At 40.0% G+C, this 19,019-nt stretch carries 17 protein-coding genes and 2 pseudogenes; 12 read left to right on the top strand and 7 right to left on the bottom strand.

Going from position 1 to position 19,019, the window contains the following annotated elements; all coding sequences use genetic code 11:
* Positions 1-274: 274 nt before the first annotated feature.
* Positions 275-433 (bottom strand): hypothetical protein, encoded by a 159-nt coding sequence (locus M3221_RS11410; protein WP_251271896.1) that lies wholly within the window; start codon positions 431-433, stop codon positions 275-277.
* Positions 434-1,335: 902 nt separating this feature from the next.
* Here M3221_RS11410 and M3221_RS11405 point away from each other — a divergent pair.
* From M3221_RS11405 to M3221_RS11390, 4 genes and pseudogenes are all read left to right on the top strand, one after another.
* Positions 1,336-1,907 (top strand): annotated as a pseudogene (locus M3221_RS11405) (YdhK family protein).
* A gap of 203 nt (positions 1,908-2,110) precedes the next feature.
* The gene (locus tag M3221_RS11400) at positions 2,111-2,512 is read left to right on the top strand and encodes a hypothetical protein (RefSeq protein WP_251271895.1); all 402 of its coding nucleotides are present in this window, start codon (positions 2,111-2,113) and stop codon (positions 2,510-2,512) included.
* 407 nt (positions 2,513-2,919) lie between these two features.
* Complete coding sequence (locus tag M3221_RS11395) at positions 2,920-3,999, top strand: RNA-guided endonuclease InsQ/TnpB family protein (RefSeq protein ID WP_251271894.1); 1,080 nt, start codon at positions 2,920-2,922, stop codon at positions 3,997-3,999.
* A 310-nt stretch (positions 4,000-4,309) separates the two neighbouring features.
* Positions 4,310-4,744: a hypothetical protein gene (locus M3221_RS11390; protein ID WP_251271893.1), complete on the top strand. Its 435-nt coding sequence runs from the start codon at positions 4,310-4,312 to the stop codon at positions 4,742-4,744.
* Between the two features lie 171 nt (positions 4,745-4,915).
* Here M3221_RS11390 and M3221_RS11385 read toward each other — a convergent pair whose 3' ends face one another.
* Positions 4,916-5,218 (bottom strand): restriction endonuclease, encoded by a 303-nt coding sequence (locus tag M3221_RS11385; protein WP_251271892.1) that lies wholly within the window; start codon positions 5,216-5,218, stop codon positions 4,916-4,918.
* Between the two features lie 938 nt (positions 5,219-6,156).
* On the opposite strand from M3221_RS11385, the gene M3221_RS11380 reads away from it, so the two are divergent.
* From M3221_RS11380 to M3221_RS11365, 5 genes and pseudogenes are all read left to right on the top strand, one after another.
* Positions 6,157-6,693, top strand: a complete 537-nt coding sequence (locus tag M3221_RS11380) for a PIG-L deacetylase family protein (RefSeq protein WP_251271891.1) — start codon at positions 6,157-6,159, stop codon at positions 6,691-6,693.
* A complete protein-coding gene (locus M3221_RS11375; protein ID WP_251271890.1) occupies positions 6,690-7,649 on the top strand; it encodes a glycosyltransferase in 960 nt (319 codons plus the stop codon). Before M3221_RS11380 ends, M3221_RS11375 begins: the two co-directional genes overlap by 4 nt.
* Before the next feature lie 109 nt (positions 7,650-7,758).
* A complete protein-coding gene (locus tag M3221_RS11370) occupies positions 7,759-8,520 on the top strand; it encodes a glycosyltransferase family 8 protein (RefSeq protein WP_251271889.1) in 762 nt (253 codons plus the stop codon).
* Between the two features lie 566 nt (positions 8,521-9,086).
* Positions 9,087-9,479, top strand: a pseudogene (locus M3221_RS26815) (recombinase RecT); the annotation flags it as partial.
* 14 nt (positions 9,480-9,493) lie between these two features.
* Complete coding sequence (locus M3221_RS11365) at positions 9,494-10,027, top strand: hypothetical protein (RefSeq protein ID WP_251271888.1); 534 nt, start codon at positions 9,494-9,496, stop codon at positions 10,025-10,027.
* Between the two features lie 601 nt (positions 10,028-10,628).
* Here M3221_RS11365 and M3221_RS26810 read toward each other — a convergent pair.
* The gene (locus M3221_RS26810) at positions 10,629-10,856 is read right to left on the bottom strand and encodes an S-layer homology domain-containing protein (RefSeq protein ID WP_396120275.1); all 228 of its coding nucleotides are present in this window, start codon (positions 10,854-10,856) and stop codon (positions 10,629-10,631) included.
* 478 nt (positions 10,857-11,334) lie between these two features.
* Here M3221_RS26810 and M3221_RS11355 point away from each other — a divergent pair, with 478 nt between their 5' ends.
* Positions 11,335-12,318: a tRNA dihydrouridine synthase gene (locus tag M3221_RS11355; protein WP_251271942.1), complete on the top strand. Its 984-nt coding sequence runs from the start codon at positions 11,335-11,337 to the stop codon at positions 12,316-12,318.
* Positions 12,319-12,578: 260 nt separating this feature from the next.
* On the opposite strand, the gene M3221_RS11350 is transcribed toward M3221_RS11355, so the two are convergent.
* Positions 12,579-14,591 carry a methyl-accepting chemotaxis protein gene (locus tag M3221_RS11350; protein WP_251271886.1) on the bottom strand — a complete coding sequence of 671 codons (2,013 nt, stop codon included), beginning with the start codon at positions 14,589-14,591 and terminating at the stop codon, positions 12,579-12,581.
* 328 nt (positions 14,592-14,919) lie between these two features.
* On the opposite strand from M3221_RS11350, the gene M3221_RS11345 reads away from it, so the two are divergent.
* A complete protein-coding gene (locus tag M3221_RS11345) occupies positions 14,920-16,278 on the top strand; it encodes an RNA-guided endonuclease TnpB family protein (RefSeq protein ID WP_251271885.1) in 1,359 nt (452 codons plus the stop codon).
* Between the two features lie 474 nt (positions 16,279-16,752).
* Here the strand turns inward: M3221_RS11345 and M3221_RS11340 are convergent, their stop codons facing one another.
* From M3221_RS11340 to M3221_RS11330, 3 genes are all read right to left on the bottom strand, one after another.
* Positions 16,753-17,217, bottom strand: coding sequence for a DMT family transporter (locus M3221_RS11340; RefSeq protein WP_251271884.1), 465 nt, complete (start codon positions 17,215-17,217; stop codon positions 16,753-16,755).
* A gap of 11 nt (positions 17,218-17,228) precedes the next feature.
* Complete coding sequence (locus tag M3221_RS11335; protein WP_242237829.1) at positions 17,229-17,657, bottom strand: DMT family transporter; 429 nt, start codon at positions 17,655-17,657, stop codon at positions 17,229-17,231.
* 86 nt (positions 17,658-17,743) lie between these two features.
* Complete coding sequence (locus M3221_RS11330) at positions 17,744-18,058, bottom strand: ArsR/SmtB family transcription factor (protein ID WP_251271883.1); 315 nt, start codon at positions 18,056-18,058, stop codon at positions 17,744-17,746.
* A 344-nt stretch (positions 18,059-18,402) separates the two neighbouring features.
* On the opposite strand from M3221_RS11330, the gene M3221_RS11325 reads away from it, so the two are divergent.
* On the top strand, positions 18,403-19,005 hold the full coding sequence (locus tag M3221_RS11325; protein ID WP_251271882.1) for a class I SAM-dependent methyltransferase: 603 nt from the start codon (positions 18,403-18,405) through the stop codon (positions 19,003-19,005).
* Positions 19,006-19,019: the final 14 nt, after the last annotated feature.

The following is a 19,019-nucleotide window of genomic DNA, read 5'->3' as shown; positions in this document are numbered from 1 at the left end:
CGATTAACATGAAAAGTGCTTAAAAAATGTGGAGAATGATAATGGCTTTTTAGAAATCATTTTAATTGCAGCGTAAAATACCGTTTAGAGGAACTGGAAAAACAGCAGTTTTACATGCAAATATTAAGAGAAAAGCTGCCCAGTATAAAGCCTGCTTAAAGTATCGATAGAAAAATAGAAGAGTTCACAAAAAAAGTGGGGTAACATTAAAATCCCGCACTAAAGAGGCGGGCAGGGGATTAAAGCGGGAAGATAGATCGTTTTTATTGAAGAATTAATCATCGTCTTCTTCACGTTCTTCATTATTTTGTTGCTGCTGCTCGGAAGGTTCTTCGGAAGTATCTGGCTCATTATCATCGCCGCCATTACACGCTGACAGTAATCCTAGCGACAAAACAGCAGACATCACAGTTAATAAGTATTTCTTTTCCATGTGTGCCCCTCCTTTCCTATCATTTAACTCGGTTTATTATGTGTAATTCAGTTCAAGTTTATTCGATACTTCTTAATGACGAGTACAAAAGCGAAATGATCGAGAGATGGGTTATTCTTGAAATGTAAAGTATAAAAAGAAGGCGTTTATCCCGTTTAAGCGAAGGTATTCGGTGCATTTTCAAAATCGTCTTTTAAAGAAAAATAAACAAAAAAGAACCGAAGAACTAAACGCTCTCCGGAAAAAAAGATGAGTAAGCTTTAGGTGGGGGTGGTACTTTACTAACCATACCCCAACAGCAGGAAAACAAACCTATTCTTTACAATAAAAAAGCGGGACAGCTGCCTGGCAGCTATTCCGCTTTTTGGAGGGTTTGGTTGGATAAATATCCAGATAGGAAACCTTAAACAATTTATTAGCGGCTTGTGCTTATCCTTATCCTGAATAAAGAAATTTAAAATAAAGAAAGGCAAAAAAATAGCCAGATGGGGACCTGGCTGCAGAAATAGTTTCGAGCTGTAGGAGTTGGGTTTGGGACGAACAGTACCATTATGGACCATTGTTAAACAGTTTATTCAAAAAGTTTTAATTGTTAACTTTGTGTGGGCGGCTATTCAATCTTAAAAAAGAGCATATGCAGAGCAGCGTATTTTCTTGCTTCTAAATGGTTTTCAAACAGAAAAATTGTTCAAATTCTACGAAATATGGCTTTTTGCGACTGGAGAGGAAAATATAAGAAATGTTAAGAGTAGTACAACAATATATAAAGGATGCTGAAAGATAAATTAGCCTGATCCAAGGAGAAATCTTTTATTTCCTTGACCATTGCAATGATAAAATACTTTTAATACATAAACAGTTACGGATAAGCCTGCTCATATTAACAACTAAGAGGTAAAAAAATGAAAAAGACAATCTGTATGCTTGGTATTGCAGCAATCATGGGTTTAAGTGGATGCGGGAGCGACGCGGTAGAAGAAGAAACAAACCATGAAGAAATGAATCATTCAGAAAGCCCAGAAGAAGCCAGCCACGAAGAAATGAATCATTCTGGTTCAGCCGAAGTTCCTGAAGGGTTAAAAGAAGCAGAAAATCCAGCTTTTAAAATAGGAACCCAGGTATTATTCAAGATGGTCATATGGAGGGCATGAAAGGTGCTGAGGCAACCATTGCTGGTGCTTACGATACAACCGTGTATACACTATCCTATACCCCAACGACCGGCGGTGAACGAGTGACAAATCACAAATGGATTATTCACGAAGAGATCAAGGATGCTGGTGAACAACCGATAGAGCCTGGCACAGAAGTTACTCTAGACGCGGATCACATGGAAGGCATGGAAGGTGCTAAAGCCGTAATTGAATCAGCTGAGCAGACCACAGTGTATATGATTGATTACACGCCGACTAATGGCGGAGAAAAAGTAACCAATCATAAATGGGTAACAGAAAGTGAACTTTCGGCTAAATAACCTTTAATACCAAATGCGCGATGTATAGGGAGTGGTATCTCTAAGCGATTTAATCATATAGAAAAAAATTACTTTTATAGTATGTTGTGCTAAAATAATTTTAGCAGCAGTAACTCGAAAGCTGAACCAGCCAGATCATTTGTGTAATAAGGTGCTCTATATTGTACAAAGAAAGAGCAGTTAGAATACAAGGGGCGAGCAGTATGAAGAAAAAACATCTTTGTTATTTTCTTTTCATGGCAAGTTTGTTGTTAAGCGGCTGTCAAAGCGGATGGGAATCGCGCTATAATTTTGCAGGGGAAAGTACAAATTGGTATGTGAATTACCAAGTAACGCCCAAAAGTAAAAAAAGTGAATCCACGGAGTACAAAATCCAATATACAGGAAAAGGTGCACCGCCAGCGGAAATCAGCTATTCTATTGAAACGAATTCTGGAAGCTCAAAAGGAACAGACGAATTAAATGAAGATGGTGTTTTAATCAAAACGGTGAGCTGGTGTGACGGCTGTGCGGTAACTCAAGAGGATCAGGATGTGAAAGTGATGATCAAATGGGGCGGACAAACGGAGACATTCAGCTTACAGCCATCTGAAGAAGGATTTTAAAACACCCAATCAACTGGCTAGATGACCGACATTACCTTGCGACAGAACTTATGATAAAGCCGTACTATGACTAAAAACGCGATCGCTTGTAAGCCAATACGAAGAAAGAGAATCAGGGGCAGAGAAACAGTTGCTTTTTTATTAGCGCTGACCCCCAGAGTACCTCCTATGAATATACCGTATCTGCTGCCCAGAATTTACGCGTAAAAAAAATTTGACTGTTTTTTACAGACCTTACGAGCGGGAAAGCCCACTCCTTCAGGTGTGGGATGATAGCGAGGTCGAACCGGGCATGTCTTCAGACATGTCAAAGGTTCGATTTTTTTCTTTTAGTTTATCTCTCTTGTGTACCGAACGCTCGTTTGGTATAATTGATATAACCTAATTTTTCGGAAAGGAGGAACGAAATGGAAACCATTTCTTTGAAGCTGGAACTCATGAAGCCAACTCATGCAAAAGAACAGCTATACTGCAAAATGACCGAATTAAACACCGCCTTTTCCAATTGGCTTCTTCAGTATGATGAACTTTCAAAGGCCACTTCGAAGGTCTACAAACTGTTTTCTGCGGACAAGTTGCCTTCGGCCATTGTCAACCAAACCATCCGAGAAGTGAAGTCACAAAAGAAAAATCAAAAAGCAAAAGCCTTTCGCCGTTTCTGGTGTACCTTTAACAACCAAAATTTAAAAGTTGAAAAAGAAAACGGCTTATACAAACTCTCCTTTCCTACATTAGAGAAACGGGTCGGTGTTCCCGTTGTGGCAGAGCTCTATCAGCAGCATTGGCTTGATAAAATATTGTCCGGCGAAGCAAAATTAGGTGCCGGCGAGCTTTATAAGAAAAAAGGGAAATGGTATATGTCTGTGGCGGTTTCCTCTGAACCGAAGGTTGTTTCCCCTTCTTCTAAAATGATGGGTGTAGACGTGGGGCTGAATTATTTAGCTGTTGCTTCAGTAGGGACAAATTCATTGTTTTTCAAAGGAAATGAGGCTGCTTTTATTCGAAGAACATTTTCTTCAAGGAGAAAAACCTTGGGAAGAAAAAAGCTTCTTTCTGTTATTAAAGCCTCTAAAAATAAAGAATCCCAATGGATGAAAAATCTAAATCATAAAATGAGCCGACAAATCGTGAATTTCGCTGCAGAGAACGGTGTTCGCTGCATTCGAATGGAAGATTTGACAGGCATTCGTCGTAAAGCCAAATCAAAAAAAGACGCAGGCAGGAATCTGCATTCTTGGGCACATTATCAGCTTCAGCAGTTTATTGAATACAAAGCCAAAATGGCAGGGATTCAAGTTGAATATGTGAATCCACATCATACCTCTCAAACATGTAAATGTGGCCATGTAGACAAAAAGAATCGAAAAAGACACACGTTTGCGTGTGTCAAATGTCAGTATCAACTTCATGCCGATGCGAATGCGGCCATTAATATTTCAAAGGCCATCAGCGGCCTTTCAAAAAAGAAAAACAAGCAAGCAGTTTAACCTAGTCCTGTGGTAACAGCAGGACCGCCTGTTAGGTACATGTATGCCGAAGGCATACATAACGAAGCAGGATGGGCTGATGACACCGCCCTTAACTGAAGGCGAGTTCTAAACAGAAATGGACTGAAAACGCGTTCGCACTTCAGAATCCCACCCGTCTCACCGCAAGGTGAAGGGCTTGCGGCTTTAGCCGTGGGAGTGTCAACATAAGTGCGGTATAACAAGGAATAACAAAGTAAAGCGCCTTCCCATGTATGAATTCAATATTTCTCGTCTACACTTATCTAAACTCAATAGGGAGACGATAAATGTGATTAAAGCAGTAAATGTTAAAATGATCGGTGCGCTTATTGTATTTAGTTTGATAATAGCATTAATCGTTTTTGTCTCTGCGAAAGAGCCGGTGCAAGAATATCCTGGTACGGTAGACGAAGCTTTATCAGAGAAATTTACTCAAACATTCCGGTCAAATTTTGCAAGCAATGATGGCATTGCGTTGTTTGACCGAGTTGAAATCGTGCCGAACCAGCATGTCGCAAAGATATATTCGACTATAGCGTCAACAGACGATGATGCAGTGCGCCAATTGGCCGTTAATAAACTTGGCTCGATGGTAGTCAATCATTATTACTATTATGCGGAATATCGTGCTTTGACCAACTTGAATAACGTTCATGTCTACGGGAGTGACGGTAAAAATCTTGGTTATACATTCAGCGATTCGCTTTTGTCGACGGATCAGTAGTGACAGGGCAGCCATCGGTTTAATAGACGGTGGCTTTTTGGTGCGCAATATTTTTTACTTCGGTCTTTTTATCATACTTACTGCCGCCCCATCTGACTCGGTTGTTGTCAGGGTAACGTTGCCTTGTCCCATTGTCAATGAACTGCGGTGTGGCACTGTTTTCGAAAAGTGTTAAATAAAATAACCCCGCCGGATTAAACCGGACGGGGCTATTCCTGTGCCTGAGTGGATCGCCTTGCTTTCCGGAATTAAATTTATCAAGTCGCTGCGGTCGATTAATCTCACGCTAAGCCGTTCTGCGCAGTTGCAGACGTTTTTGGTAAACGTATTATTCGTTATGACCCATTCCTCATTTGTTCGATAATACCATTTGGTAGCGCTTACCCAATGGACAGCTTTCACTCCGACAGCGTTGCCATATCGCTTCGCTTGGACTGCAATCGTCCGGTTTTCCTTGCGCAACAGTAGAAACAAAAAATTTCAGGATATATCAGGGGCCTTTTATTAATACTTTTTTAGTTTCTTTGTGCGTTTCTCTTTAACGAACTTTCAAGCAGCCACGTATTATATAGTAGGACAATTAGTCCTATGAAAGGAGGTGGACTTCTGTGATTACGAAGCATTCTACGTGTAGTGTTTTTGAGATGTTCCTAGGGTTTTTAGTGGGTGTAGTCTTGCTGCTGCTAACGGTGTGGGGGGCAACACCTGTAATCCCTGGTTTCTTCTCGCTCCTTGGTCTAGAAACCATTGGTGCTACTTTCACCCTCATTATTGCAATACTCAGCTTCCTTGCTTCTCTTCTCTTTGGTCTATGCATATTCAAGAGAGTGTGGCGCTGTTGCTTTGGGAAATAAAGCGGATGTTAATGGATAAGTCAAGTCCTAGCAGTATCTGTAATCACCTTTATATGATGAAGCATAACTTGTATCCAGAGACGGTGGAGAACCGGTAAGGAGCAGGAAGTTCGCTGGTAATATGACCATTTGTGGCCACGAAAACAGCTTTTTTATAAAGAATATAACCAAATGTGTGACCATAAAAATAAAAAATATTGCAGGTTGTGGCCATGATAGTCTGCTTAAAAAGAGGTGTTCTAATTGGGCAGCTCTTTTTGTATATAAATTATTTGGACTTATTCTAACGTTGCAAGCGTGAAAAAGCCTTCCTAGATGAATCATAGGAAGGGGTCAATTTTTTGCTATTTTTAGATTATAAATGATTTTCACTAAAGACATTTGAACAAAAAATTAGCGCCTAACCCCCACTAAGCCGAAGATTTTGAAGGGGAATGCGGCACTAAATTTTTGTTCAATTTGTCCTATCCATGCACTGTGTCATCCTTCGTGATCTCTACATACACTATTTGAGAATGCAATTTCTGGTAGTAAAATTTAAAAATGAGGTGTCACGTTTTGATTGATAAACTCATGTTTGTCGCCCATCCCGATGATGAATCGATTTTCGGGGGAGCGGCTTTATTAAGAGAACAAGGTTGGAAGGTCATATGCCTAACCAATGGCAAAGACAGTATCCGTTCAAAAGAATTTCATCAGGTAATGAAACAAGCTGGAGCTTCATATGAAATATGGGACTACCCTGATATATATGGCGGAAGCTTTGATGTGCAGCTAGTTGGAAAGGATTTAAGGAAGGTCATTAGCAAGTATAGAACTAGTCGCATCGTTACACATAATCTTTGTGGGGAGTATGGACATTCCCAACACAAATCACTCTCAAAAATTTTACATGATCAAGGACATCATAATCTCTATGTCTTTGATACCTCAAACGATGTCATTCCCTTCCGCCTGCTTCAGAAAAAATTAAATCTTCTCTCTATCTATAGAAGCCAGATCCACGTGATTAAAAAGTTAATGCCATATATTTTATATGAGAGAATCGTGCGGTATGATAAGTCAACTTGTTTTACGGAAGGTAAACATGTATGAGAATTGTTCAGGTTGCCCCAGTTGTTATGCCTCTTCCCGGAAGCGGAGGAATAGAAAGAGTAGTTTATAACCTGTCGGATGAGTTGGTTAGGAGAGGACATGAAGTTTATGTTTATGCTCCGGCTGATAGCAAAAGTAAAGGGATTATTATTCCCTATGGACAGAGAGGATTTAACAAAAAAAATATCAAGGACTTTGTACTTCAGACGTTGCCAAAGGATATTGATGTCATTCATGATCACACAAACCAATTAGTCATTGGACGTGAACATTTGGATATTCCTACTATTTCCACTATTCATACTCAATCAAGATTGAATATTTCTGTGAAATGCCCAGTGTACGTTAGTAAAACAAAATTGCTGCAGTCAACCAATAAGTACAAGGGGGCCTACGTGCATAACGGCATTGATTTAGAATCGTATACTTTCTCAGAAATAAAGGAAGACTACTTGTTGTTTTTGGGGCGTATCGACAAAGGAAAGGGTGTTGAAGACGCTATAAAATTAGGTGAACAGACAGGCATCAGGACCATTATTGCCGGTCCTGTCTTTAGCGCGAAGCTATTTAGGGAAATACAGCCACAAATAGAAAGATTATCAAATATCACCTATGTAGGCGAAGTCCATGGGGAGAAAAAGCAAACTCTATTGAGGCGCGCCAAATGGCTAGTCTTTCCGAATGAAGAACAGGAGCAATTTGGACTGGTATTAGTAGAAGCAATGGCTTGCGGAACTCCTGTTGCTGCATATGGTCGAGGAGGGGTTCTAGACGTGTTAGAAGGTTTGCCTATGTTCATTTGTGGTGATTTGGATTATATGGGTAAATTAGTAAGTGGTGATTCGCCAATCAAACCGCAGGATCTGAGGAAATATGTTGCCAAACGGTTTACGAAAGAAAGAATGACTGACAGGTATTTAGAGTTGTATCAGAGAGCCATTGACGGGTGGAAGTAAAAGTTATGTTTTTAATTATTAGTATTTCTAAATTATTAACTCAACTTTCGCACATAGAAAAGCTTAATAAGCCCTTTGAATAAAATCTTTTATAAAGAGGTGTGAAGGGTTGGAAAAGATTATAATTTTGGCTTCAACGAACGATCATTATGCCAAACATTTAGCTGTAATGTTACACTCTTTGTTAGAAAATAAGGTTTCAAACCATCTCATAAATATTTATATCATTGATGGAGGTAACCTTTCAGTACAGAATAAAGTTAAATTAGAGAAATCTTTACAAAGATTTAATGTAATTCCTCAATTTTTATTTATTAATGTTAATTTATATGATGATTTATTAATAAATCGTTACTATAGCATAGAAATGTTTTGCAGAATATCTATTCCTGACCTGTTACCCGAAAGTTTTCACAAAGCCCTTTATCTCGATTGTGACCTAATTGTAAAAGAAGATATTACGAATTTGTGGGGAACAAATATAGATGATTATTATGTGGCAGCGGTTTATGACGACAATGATCAGAGACGTAAGAAACTATTAATCCCAAAAGAGCACGGGTATTTTAATTCGGGCGTTCTATTAATAAACTTAAAGAAGTGGAGAGAACATGATATCTCGACGAAAGTTCTCCAATTTATTAAAGATAATCCTTCCAAGTTGTTATATCCCGACCAGGATGGATTGAATGTTGTTCTACAAGATAAATGGCTAAAACTAGATGAAAAATGGAATGTTCGAGCTAATCGTATGAATAAAATAAACACTAAACCTGCAATTATTCACTTTACTAGCAAAAATAAGCCTTGGAATGGGAATCCACCAGGTAGAAAAGCATATTTAAAATATTTAGCGAAAACGGAATGGTAACTTATTTAAAATGAAAGATGAAAAAACCTATTATATCAGTGATTCTATTATTCTATTTTCCTCTATATGATAATATGTAAATGTAATAACGAGAGAGTATTGCATTTGCATATTATCAGAATATTTGTTACTCTATCCCGATAGTTTAATTTATTTGTCACTTCAAAGTGAAAGTCGTTTTATCCCCTTCATTTTGCCAAGGGAGAATCGACACAAAGTGACAGTTGCTATTCTTACTATGCACCGCATAGATCAAAGAAACAGCAGGCCGATGGCTCAGCCATCCTAAAGTGATTGTTGGATTTTTTAAAAGCAGGCATGTAATCCTTATTTCACTATGCCTAAATAGAGCAGACCTTAAATCGGTGGATTACGCAATAGATCAAGCCGTTTTTTGTGTGTTTAAATGCTCATTGATTTCGTTAAAAGAAGCGTATTTGCTCCCTAAGAGCAGTGCGCTTTTTTTATATAAAAATTTTCAGAAAGGGTGTTTGTCAAAATGGAGAAAGCATTTGTTTTTTCCCAGGAACAGAAGTCATTGATCTGGAGCCGCTTTGTCGGGCCATATGGAGGAACACAGGAAGAAGCCAGACATTTCGTGGAAGTTCTGCGAAACGTTTGGGCTGGACCCGCTGCTTGGAGATATTGTGTTCCGAAAATGCAAAACAAGACAGGGTGCACGGACAAATTTTATCACCACAAGGGACGGCCTGCTTCGTACAGCGGCCCAGAATCCCGATTATGTCGGTGCCCCTTGTGCAGCGGAAGTAAGAAAGCGGGATGAGTTTGAGTTCATCCCATCAGAAGGGAATGTACGGCATGTGTTTGGCCAAAAGCGGGGGAAAATCATTGGTGCCTACGCGGTGATGTTTCATAAGAGGTTTCGTCCCTGCGCGGTATTTGTTAATTTTCAAAAATACTTTAAAGCCAATGCACGCTCACAGAGAGAGGGTGGCCAAGGAGGACCTCTTATGTGGGATGCTATGCCGAGCGTAATGATCATAAAGGTAGCAGAAGTGCTCTTTTTAGACGACAGTTCCTGCTTGGCAGCCTTTATACAGCCGAGGAAATGGGGATGGAAGAGTTTAAAAGCGAACAGGCAAATCTTGTGCCGGATTACCAAAAGAGTCCTGAAGGCCATACGCCTGAATCTGCACAGCCTGTTCACTCTCAAGAGGCAGAGGAAGGTTTGCCATCATCTGGTGAAGAACCAAAAAGCAGCTCAACAGAAGAAAGCCAGACGGCCTCTCCGGAGGAAGCAGATTCAAAAGGCTTTGTTTTAAAACATTATGACTTCGGTGTATCACCAAGCGGCATTCCGTGTGCCAAGCTGTATGTAGTGGATCAGGAGTCGAAGAAAGAACAACTGGCTCTCGCCAAAGGAGAAGAATCCGTTGGACTTACAGACCTTACGAGCGGGAAAGTCCACTCCTTCAGGTGTGGGATGATAGCGAGGTCGAACCGGGCATGTCTTCAGACATGTCAAAGGTTCGATTTTTTCTTTTAGCTTATCTCTTTTGTATACAAAACGTTTGTTTGGTATAATTGGTACAATCTAATTTTTCGGAAAGGAGGAACGAAACGGAAACCATTTCTTTAAAGCCAGAACTAATGAAGCCAACCCATGCAAAAGAACAGATATACTGCAAAATGACCGAATTAAACATCGGCTTTTCTAATTGGCTTCTTCAGTATGATGAACTTTCAAAAGCCACTTCGAAGGTCTACAAACTTTTTTCTGCGGACAAATTGCCTTCGGCCATTGTCAACCAAACCATCCGGGAAGTGAAGTCACAAAAGAAAAATCAAAAAGCAAAAGCCTTTCGCCGTTTTTGGTGTACCTTTAACAACCAAAATTTAAAAGTTGAAAAAGAAAACGGCTTATACAACCTCTCTTTTCCTACATTAGAGAAACGAGTCGGTGTTCCCGTTGTGGCAGAGCTCTATCAGCAGCATTGGCTTGATAAAATATTGTCCGGCGAAGCAAAATTAGGTGCCGGCGAGCTTTATGAGAAAAAAGGGAAATGGTATATGTCTGTGTCGGTTTCCTTTGAACCGAAGGTTGTTTCCTCTTCTTCTAAAGTGATGGGTGTAGACGTAGGGATAAATTATTTAGCTGTTACTTCAATAGGGACAAATTCATTGTTTTTCAAAGGAAACGAGGTTGCTTCACCCCGTGTAATGTTGTCTGCAGCCCCAAAGTACACATCCGACTTGCCGTTGACAATACCATGATATTTAAGAGCTGCCACAGCTTGAGCTGCACGAGCCGGCACGTCTTTAAAATTCGTTTCAGGGACATTGCTTTGGGCGTTAAGATCCAAGTGTTTGTACATAATAACGGCAGCATCCGCTCGCTTAATCGGATGTTCTACTCCAAATGTTTGACCTATACCTATGATATCCAAATTGTCATAAAGGAATTTTACAGACTCTTCACAGATTGTCTTATTTACATCAGTGAATGGTGTTGATCCTTCCTGTAACGGTGACACTATTGCAGGCGCAGGATTGACAATCTCTTCTGCGAACATTGAAAAATGGATGATACAAACACTGTCCCTGCTGATAATGATGCAGCTAAAACGTTTAGAGGTTTTTTCATGTTTTGCTGGTTGATGGAGTGAATTTTAGCAGGAGATTATTTTGGTTGTACAGAGATTGTGAAGTTAAGATAAACATTTCCGATCAGTTTGATAAAAAGTGCTTAAGCATGGTATAAGTGTAAAAGAAGCAGAGATATTTTGCTTTTTAATTTTGGGATAAGGGTTTACTCTGGTATCCCATAATGAATGAGAGGATTTGAATTTGAATATGATAAATAATTTTTGGCGTGATTTACCACGACCTTTTTTTATACTGGCACCAATGGAAGATGTGACGGATGTTGTTTTTCGCCATGTAGTGAGTGAAGCAGCCAGACCTGATGTTTTTTTTACAGAGTTTACCAACACGGAGAGCTATTGTCACCCAGAGGGGAAACATAGTGTGCGTGGGCGTTTGACTTTTACAGAGGATGAACAACCCATTGTAGCCCATATATGGGGGGATAAGCCTGAATACTTTCGGCAAATGAGTATTGGTATGGCGGAGCTCGGGTTTAGGGGTCTGGATATCAACATGGGCTGTCCTGTACCTAATGTGACACAGAATGGGAAGGGAAGCGGCCTTATCCGTCGCCCAGAAGTTGCAGCAGATTTAATACAAGCAGCAAAAGCAGGAGGATTGCCCGTAAGCGTAAAGACAAGGCTTGGTTTCACCGATGTAGACGAATGGCATGACTGGCTAACACACATATTGAAACAAGACATTGCTAATCTTTCCATTCATCTGCGTACAAGAAAGGAAATGAGCAAAGTAGATGCTCATTGGGAGCTGATCCCGGAGATTAAAAAACTTCGTGACCAGGTGGCGCCAGATACACTCTTGACGATCAATGGGGATATCCCTGACCGTGAAACTGGCTTAAAGCTCGCTCATCAATATGGTGTTGATGGGGTTATGATTGGGCGCGGTATTTTCAATAATCCATTTGCCTTTGAAAAGCAGCCGAAAGATCATAGTAGTAAGGAACTGCTTGATCTCTTAAGGCTACATCTGGATCTCCATGATAAATATTCAAAATTAGAGCTGCGTCCGTTCAAGGCTCTTCATCGCTTTTTTAAGATATATGTCAAAGGATTTCGAGGGGCGAGTGAATTAAGAAATCAATTAATGAACACAGAGTCAACAGATGAAGTGCGTGCATTGCTCGATAACTTTGAGTTAAAGAATCTTGAGGGAATGGGGGAACAGTAGAAGTGTCCCAATTCAGGGTAAAACTGAAGTAGGATGTTAAACTGGTGTACCCCCAAAAAATTCAGAGTTTATACAAAGCCGTTGGAGAATTTCAAAGACTTCTTTTTAATAACCAAGTTGTTAGCTAAAGAGAGAAGTGAGCAAAAGAAAAGCGCTGTTCCTTATTTTCAAGGAACAGCGCTTTTTTGCTTGGCTGCTGAGGTAATAAATATCTCCTAAGCGGATTTCACCTTTGCTGTATGTTTTCATTAAGCTGTTTCTTACATTCTAAATTCGTTCACTGTTTCTTGTAAGTCGGTTGCAAGTTTGCTTAATTCATGAATAGACTTTGTAATCTCTTCAATGGAATGCAGCTGAGCCTCGGCGGAAACAGCCACTTGACTCGCGCTGGCTGCTGTTTCGCTGGCGATGCTGGAAACTTCTTCAACAGATGCAGTGACTTCTTCAGCACTGGCAGAAATCTCTTGAGAAGTAGCTGAAACTTCTTGTATTTGTTCCGTTACTTTTTGAACAGACCCAAGAATCTGCTCGAAAGCTTCTCCTGCAGTAATGACTACACTATAGCCGCTTTCAACTTCTGATTTGCCTCTTTCCATGGAAGTCACCGCTTTAGCTGTGTCTTTTTGAATGGTACTAATCAAGTTAGAAATCTGGTTCGCTGACTTTTTGGACTCTTCCGCTAGCTTCCGCACTTCTTCCGCTACAACCGCAAATCCTTTTCCTTGTTCGCCAGCCCGTGCTGCTTCAATTGCAGCATTTAACGCCAGAAGATTTGTTTGATCGGCAATTTGTGTAATGACATCTGTGATTTTTCCAATTTCCTGAGAATGTTCTTCCAGAAGCTTAACCGTCCCTACACTTCCGTTTACCGTTTCAGCGATAAGCTTCATTTGTGCTGTGACTTGTTCAAGTGCTTCATTTCCTTTTTGAGCATTTTGAGATGCAGTAACGGAAGATTCCGAAACCATATTAGATCCTTCAGCAATATACTGAATTCCTCTCGCAATTTCCTCGGTCGCTTTTACGGATTCTTCCGTACTGGTCATTTGAGTTTCTGAACCTGATGCAACTTCCTGAATAGCATCGGCTACTTCTTTTGTTGTCTGGGCTGTGTATTCAGAGCCAGCTGATAGCTGCTGGGTAGATGCCGCTAAATGCTGGGATGAATCATTAATCTTCATGAGAACACTGCGGAGAGAATCAATCATTTGGTTAAAGCTTGTCCCCAGTTGTCCAATCTCATCCTTTGTTTTTATATCTACACGTTCTGTTAAATCTCCGTTGCTTACTTTTTCAGTTACTGCCATTAAACGGCTGATAGGACGAAGAATAGAACGAAGGACAAAGAATACAAACAAACTGCCAGCAATAAGGGAAAGGGCTAAAGTCAATAAAGCACTGTTCCATATCGATTGGGAGGCATCAGTAAATTCAGATACTTCCATTGTTCCTGCCACTTTCCAGCCGGTCGTTGGATTGGTTAGGAAAACCATGTCCTTCGCATTACCTTCAAATTCGTATTCAAAATGCCCTTCATTGGAGGCGAATAATGGACCGCTAATCTGGCTGTCTAATGTTTCACCCGGTTTTACGGTCGGGTGGAAAACAACCTTTTGATCTCCGTCTATGATAAACGGGTACCCTTTTTGCCCAATAGAGGCCTGTGAAACAATTTCGCCCAAACTGTTAATTTCAAGATCGAATCCAACAACTCCACTTCCATCTTGAAGGGCCGAAGCAATTGTTACAACCATTTTTCCTGTCGAAGCATCTGGGTAGGGAGATGTAATGATCGCTTCTCCTTTGTGTTCCATCGCCTGTTTGTACCAACCTCTTTCTCTCGGATCATAACCTTCCGGAGAACCAAGGGCCGGTTCCATTACAAAGGTTCCGTCTGTTGTGCCAACATAAACAGAAAGCAGTCCTTCAGTTGTGTTATAAAAGCCGGCAAGTTGATTATGAAGATTTTTATAAGATGGATCTTTAAACAGCTCTTTGCTTATCCGGCTTGCTAAAAAATTAGTCTGCTCCATTTTTGCTTTAAAAGCAGTATCTAACACATCACTAAGTAACTGAACATTGGTTTCTGCACTGTTTGTAATCTCTTCCTGGATACTCGTTTTTGCTTTCACGTAAGAAAGAGAGCCAATAATTAAGCTTGGGATAATCAAAATTAATGCAAAGGATATAATCAGTTTATTCTTAAGCGATCCAGCGAACAAGCGATTTCCTTTTTGAGACAACTCTTTTCTTGCTGTCTTTTTCGTCCTCATGTTTTTCCTCCTAAATGACTATAAAATAATGATAAGTTAGACAAAATATATAATGCTAACCAAGGCTTTACTACTAGTTTTATCGGCTGTTTTTCTTTTAACTTGAACAAAAAATTAGCGCCTAACCCCTTCAAAATCTCCGATTTAGTGGGGGTTAGGCGCTAAGGTCTTAATTCTTCCTACTCTTCTATATATTTTTTCATTAGACCCATTGCTAGTTCTTATTTATAATCACTCATATTGATTCTCTTTTCGTTTTACAATTGATTTCCATTTTGATACGATCAACGTATCATAAGGACTAAAAAATGGAAAGGAGGGTTTGATCATGAAAGTTGCGAAGTCACTGCTGCACAAAATTACAAACCGGACCGAAATCTTCAATGATACGCTGGATATTTACAATAACGCCCTGTCTTTCATCATTCAAGTGATCGACAAAGAGTTTGATCATACCGACGACCTGACAACAAAATCAATTGTGCCGGCAGTAGAAAAACTGATTCACGCAACCAAATCAAACCCTCTTCCGAAATACAAAGAGTTTAACGAACGTTTTTACAAGTTTCCGTCCTATTTTCGCAGAAGTGCTATTGCTTCCGCTTTTGGCAAAGTAAAGAGCTTCCGCTCTAACTATCAAAATTGGGAAAAAGAGCAGAAATACGCTTTTTCTGAAGGAAAGAAGTTTAAAAAACAGCCTCCGCGGCTGCAAGTGAAGCATAAAGAGTTCCCTGTATTTTATCGCGGAAACATGTTCAACAGGGCGTCAGATACGACCGCGCAAATCAAGGTATTCCATCAGAATGACTGGATATGGATGGATATCGAATTTAAAGAGCAGGACCTTTATAAAAGGGGTGTCTGGGGATGGAAGGAGAACAACCCTAAGCTGATTAAGCGGGGAAAGAAATTCTTCCTTTCCATCAGCTATGAAAACAAAGTCACTTTAACAAAAACACCTATTCAAGAACAAAAAGTATGCGCGGTAGATCTCGGACTGACGAACTCTGCGGTTTGTTCCATTATCGATGTAAGAGGCACTGTCTTAGGCCGGAAGTTTATTGACCAGCCTAAAGAAAAAGACCGTCTGCAGACGTTAACGAATAAACTGCGGAAAGCCCAGCGGGCAAGCGGCCGCATTCAGGCACCGAATTTTTGGCGGCAGATCAATGGATACCAGCAGCATATTGTCCGCCACACAAGCCAGGAAATTATAAAATTTGCGGCAAAGCATGGCTGTGACGTCATCGTATTCGAATACCTGGGCAGAATGAAAACCCCAAAGGGGTTCTATGGAGCTAGGAAACTTCGTTTCAAGCTTCACGGGTGGCGAAAAATAGGTATCCAGAACAAAGTGGAAGAAATGGCGCATTGCCTGGGTATGCGCATCTCCCGGATCAACCCGCGAAACACCAGCGCCCTGGCGTTCGACGGTTCTGGGAAAGTGAAACGGAACCCGAAAAAAGACCTTGCCGTATTTTCAACCGGTAAAGTCTATCACGCGGATTTATCTGCTTCTTATAATATTGGAGCCCGCTACTTCATTCGGGCTTTTCAAAAATCCACTTCGGAAACGAAATGGTTGTCACTTCAGGCAAAAGTTCCTGAACTGGCAATAAGGGCATCCCAGACCTTGTCTTCGTTCATTAGTCTCCATCATGCACTCGGGCTTCCGGAGGAAGCTTAACCAGCTGATGTTGTACTGTATTCAAGATAAGGGATGCTCCATCAAAATCTTTGATTTAGGTGGAGAGGTTCACTACATAGCTGGTTATATTTTTTCTAAGTCGAGCTAAGGTTGAATTATTACTCAAAATTGCTGAGACAGAGAGAAACGTTGCTTTTTTAAGCATAAACAGATTCAAACAGGTATAGCCCCATTCTGTTTAGAATGGAGTGAAGTATTAAGGTGAAAAAATGGGACTATACACAAAGAACTGAAATAGGGAAATGGTGTATAAGGGGGCCAGTGACCTTAGAAGAGGATGGGGGGAGATCTGTCCTGCGAAGCATAAAGGACTTTAGAAAAGGGGTTCGCTAAAAATACGTCTCGTTTTTTTGTTCGACGAATGAAAAATTTAGATGAATAAAGATATGTTGATCTTATAAAAAACGCTGCTCCTTCTTTATGGTTTGCAGCGTTTTTCATTATTCAAACTTGTTATGCACAGGTTTCTTCACTGGAGCGTTTATTTCCTTTGTAGATAAAATAAAGAGCAATGATCATAAAGAGTAAGGCAAAAGAGCGCTTCAAATCAAAAGATATGACTAAACTGCCAAACCAGCCAAAATGATCAATAAGCATACCAATGACAAGCTGACCAATAATACCAGCAATATTGGTTGCAATGACCCCAATTTTTGGAACAGCCATGACAGTGAGAAGCAAATACATCGTACCTAAAAAGGCGGCACTTAATTGCCATTTGGGTGCTTCCAGTATTCCAAGCACATTTCCTTGACCAAAAAACAGGATAAAAATGGCAAGAAACATAGATCCAGTGATAAAGGTCAAAAATGTCGTTTCTATTGTTCCGGCTTTTCGACTAAGTGTTCCATTGATAGACGATTGGGCGCTTAACGTAATACCTCCTAATAAGGTGAATAGAATCATGAATATACCCATTTTTAGGCCTCCTAGTTTATTAAAATAAGCGCCATAATCATTGAAATAACGGCAAATATTTTTTCTTTATTGATTCTGGTTTTTTTGCTGCCAAGCCAGCCATAATGTTCAATAACCATACTCATTACCAATTGACCAATAATGACTGCAACCATGGTGATTCCAACACCAACAAATGGAACACTAATCACGATAGATGTTAAATATACAACTCCTAGAACGCCTCCTAGTATGGACCATTTAGGTGCTTCCACCGCATATGAAAGTTTACCTTTTCCAAAGAATAACCATAATAATCCCATGATGATTGAGCCCATAAAGAAGTTATAAAAGCTAGTTTCGAGCTGTCCTATTGTTTTCCCTAGTTCAGCATAGATAGCTCCTTCAAAGCTAAGGGCTGATCCTGCTAATAACGCTAGTATATAGGCGAAGTAACGCACGAGATAAATCCCTCCTTAATATCTTTATAATTATATATCTAGAATAATCGATATAAAACGTCGTAAAAAAACAGAAATCAATCAACTCAAATTTCTGTTTTAAAATATTCAGCTAACTGATGAATGGCTTCTTCATTTCGTCTATAATAGGTCCATTGACCATAACGAACTGATTCAAGCAGGCCCGCTTTCTGCATTATGTTTAAGTAATGGGAAACGGTAGATTGAGAAGCTTTGGCTTTTTCTTGAATATCCCCTACACATACTCCCCCTTTGATACTAACCTCCTTTGGCAGGTGAGCGCCTTGTTTAGGGAAGTGCTTCTCTGGTTCCTTTAACCAGTGTAAAATATTAAGTCGGGTTTCATTTGATAACGCCTTAAATACATCGATTGGTTCCATGCTTACTATTGTATATCGATTTTTTTCGATATGTCAACCGAGAAAAAGGGAAATGACTATAGAGAATGAACGATTTAAAGCCAGAGAATATGTTTATGTCAAAGAAATGAAAAAGATTGTTCACATAGCTGCAGAATAAGAAGTCACCCTGAAAGCAGAAGTTTGCGCTTTGCCCAGGCAAACATGGTTGAATACATATAGGACGCTGTTCTTTAACAAGGTATTTCCCTCATTTCTTCCCGGTTCTTTGTCCGTTTTGCAGTAGAACCTTTGAATTTGCAGTAAGTGTTTTATATGTTGTTTTTAATTCCTTAACAAAGTGACCAAGATAGGAGAGCTTCAGTATGTCTAAACAAACAGAAATCATTAAAAGACGATACAACCGAATTGCTCCAGTGTTTAATACGATGGATAAAATGGTCCGCCCCTCGTGGCGCAAAGAAATGCTTGCAAAGGCAGAAGGAGAGGTACTAGAGGTTGGGATTGGCACAGGTGCGAATCTCCCTTTTTATCCTTCTGCGGTAACCTATGTAACAGGGATTGATTTCAGTTCTAAAATGATAAAGCTGGCCAAAGAAGAAGCAGAAAAAGCCCCGGTTCCTGTAAAACTAATGGAGATGGATGCAGAAAAGATAGATTTTCCTGATGCATCCTTTGATACCGTCGTTACAGCATGTGTTTTTTGTTCAGTACCTGATCCGGTTCAGGGATTAAAAGAAATAAAGAGAGTGTTAAAGCCTGGTGGCAAAGTGTTGATGCTTGAACACATGCGTAGTGAACATGTTGTTCTTGGCAAGCTGATGGATATTATAAATCCTATTATTGTCAGGATGTGGGGCGCTAATATTAATCGAAAAACAATAGAGAACATACAAGCTGCCGGCCTGAAGGTAAAGCAGGAAAAACAGCTGATGGGAAGTATCGTTCGAGAACTTACATTACAATGAAATAAAAATAGTGA

Source organism: Domibacillus indicus, assembly GCF_023715895.1.
Classification (GTDB): Bacteria; Bacillota; Bacilli; order Bacillales; family Domibacillaceae; genus Domibacillus; species Domibacillus indicus_A.
Note: the sequence above shows the minus strand (reverse complement) of the source record. Positions and strands in the feature narration are given on the sequence as shown.

Coding starts and splice junctions, on each gene's coding strand:
- M3221_RS11410 (WP_251271896.1), bottom strand. CDS start 433: ATGGAAAAGAAATACTTATTAACTGTGATGTCTGCTGTTTTGTCGCTA.
- M3221_RS11400 (WP_251271895.1), top strand. CDS start 2,111: ATGAAGAAAAAACATCTTTGTTATTTTCTTTTCATGGCAAGTTTGTTG.
- M3221_RS11395 (WP_251271894.1), top strand. CDS start 2,920: ATGGAAACCATTTCTTTGAAGCTGGAACTCATGAAGCCAACTCATGCA.
- M3221_RS11375 (WP_251271890.1), top strand. CDS start 6,690: ATGAGAATTGTTCAGGTTGCCCCAGTTGTTATGCCTCTTCCCGGAAGC.
- M3221_RS26810 (WP_396120275.1), bottom strand. CDS start 10,856: ATGTACAAACACTTGGATCTTAACGCCCAAAGCAATGTCCCTGAAACG.
- M3221_RS11355 (WP_251271942.1), top strand. CDS start 11,335: ATGATAAATAATTTTTGGCGTGATTTACCACGACCTTTTTTTATACTG.
- M3221_RS11350 (WP_251271886.1), bottom strand. CDS start 14,591: ATGAGGACGAAAAAGACAGCAAGAAAAGAGTTGTCTCAAAAAGGAAAT.
- M3221_RS11345 (WP_251271885.1), top strand. CDS start 14,920: ATGAAAGTTGCGAAGTCACTGCTGCACAAAATTACAAACCGGACCGAA.
- M3221_RS11340 (WP_251271884.1), bottom strand. CDS start 17,217: ATGGGTATATTCATGATTCTATTCACCTTATTAGGAGGTATTACGTTA.
- M3221_RS11330 (WP_251271883.1), bottom strand. CDS start 18,058: ATGGAACCAATCGATGTATTTAAGGCGTTATCAAATGAAACCCGACTT.
- M3221_RS11325 (WP_251271882.1), top strand. CDS start 18,403: ATGTCTAAACAAACAGAAATCATTAAAAGACGATACAACCGAATTGCT.